Here is a 1,768-nt window from a genome sequence, read left to right as displayed (position 1 = left end):
TAAGTGTAACAAATAGCTCTTTGCGTCAAGTACTTTGGAAAGTTTCTTCCCCGTAATATTTCCTTGTTTGTTTACAATGGGTTCCTTCGAGATGGCTTCAATGAAATCTTGTGAGTTAAAGGCCTGAGATCTTGCTTTTACTTCAGCATATTGAAACCTGGCATCTAAGGTTATGTTACATTCATTAATGTCTCTTCCATATTCAACTTCAAGAACAGCACTGTCAGAAACCTTTGGTTTTGCTACAACTACTTTGCCATTATCTGTGTGTACTACCAGTCCGTATATAGCTGCACGGTTGATTAAAAAGTGCCAGTCTGTTGTTGCATCTTGCACTACTTCTTCGTGCAGTATAGTAGTTTCAAGTACCTCCGAAGATAACCCCGAACTGTTAATAAGCGATTGCATTATACCACTGTCCGTTGTTTTCGAGTACATCCTATTTTTTTTGGTAACTGTCATTTTGAGTGCTTTGTCTTTACAAATGATATGTAACTGGGACCCCTCTCCATGACTAATCTTTATGTGTTGCTTCATGACCAGTCCCTTAAAGACAGTATCATTTTTACTGTGATACCCTAATTTAATTTCTATCTCGCTTCCCGGTATGAAGGTTGAAGAATCAGCGACTTTAAAATTTTGGGTGGATGTATCCCCATCTAGTAACACAATTTCTGCAGCTGCAATTCTATTGAGTTCGTGTACCGTTTTTAAGGATACTACTTTATACGTAGCGGGAATTTCTTTACCGTTCGATAATATGGTAAAGGAGGTGAGATCAGACTCTTGGGTTAGTGGAGATGTAGCCATGATGTGTTTTTATAAGTATTGCTCTAATTTTTTAAGTACAATTCATTCTTTAAAAAAAGTAAGTTTCGTTTAATAGTCTTTATAGGCTTGTGATTTCGGTGAAATAGCTAAAGGAAAATCCAAGGGTTTCAATCAAAACTTCACGGTTCATTGCGTCGAGATCTGCTAGGTTCCATTTTACCGGCCAAGCGTTCATAAAGCTCCATGATTTTAATGGGTCTCCGTTTTCATTCAGTAAATGTATCGATATGTTTCTCGTTTCAATTACTTCTGTTAGACCTCCTTCCAGAGTGTTTCTACACCAATCGATCAGTTCAGAATCGTGAGATACCAATCCGCATTTTAATACCAGATTTGAAAACTTTGCGGAGGTAGGAACGCGTTGTTTAAACGGCTTGTTCGCACTTTCCGTAATTTCTTCAACACCCAATTCCATACTCACACCAGACACCTCCTGGAACGACGCATCTACAGTTCCAGAAATTCCGTTGAAACGGAGTTGGAAATAAAAGGCTACGGGAGAATGTTGCAATGCCATTATCCGTTTGCTATGGTGAGACCTTCATGCGCTAGTTCTAGCGTTTCTACAGCAACTTCACTGGCATCAGATTGCATGTCTGTACCCGTAATTTTTGTAGGCCAAGCATTTGCTAGTGTCCAGGTCATTGTTGGGCCACCTGTTTCATCTAACAACTGAATCACAACCGTTTCTCGCTTTATAGTATTCATTTTAATAGCATCGTACCACTTCCAGAAGTTATTGTCGTTCACAAAAATTCCTTTTTTCAATGTTACGTTACCAGACTTTACGATTCCTGGCATTTTAATGGTCGAAAATTGCGTGCTGTCACCATGCCTGTACTCAATAGGTTGAGTTTCGGAATCTAATCCAGAAATTTCTTGAAATGATACCGTACTGTGTTGTGGACCTAATTTTACTTTAAAATAAAACTTTGGT

The 1,768-nt window shown here is 38.7% G+C and carries 3 protein-coding genes; all 3 read right to left on the bottom strand.

Annotated elements, in window-relative coordinates; translation table 11 throughout:
- A partial coding sequence (locus AC22ZQ_RS14520; RefSeq protein ID WP_413468692.1) for a phage late control D family protein occupies positions 1 to 810 on the bottom strand: 810 nt, incomplete at its 3' end.
- A gap of 79 nt (positions 811 to 889) precedes the next feature.
- A complete protein-coding gene (locus tag AC22ZQ_RS14515) occupies positions 890 to 1,348 on the bottom strand; it encodes a phage tail protein (protein WP_318959468.1) in 459 nt (152 codons plus the stop codon).
- On the bottom strand, positions 1,348 to 1,768 hold a 421-nt coding region (locus AC22ZQ_RS14510; RefSeq protein WP_318959467.1), incomplete at its 5' end, for a phage tail protein. The genes AC22ZQ_RS14515 and AC22ZQ_RS14510, both read right to left, overlap by 1 nt.

The sequence above is a fragment of the Lishizhenia sp. genome, from assembly GCF_057456495.1.
This window is presented reverse-complemented; position numbering and strand designations above follow the sequence as displayed.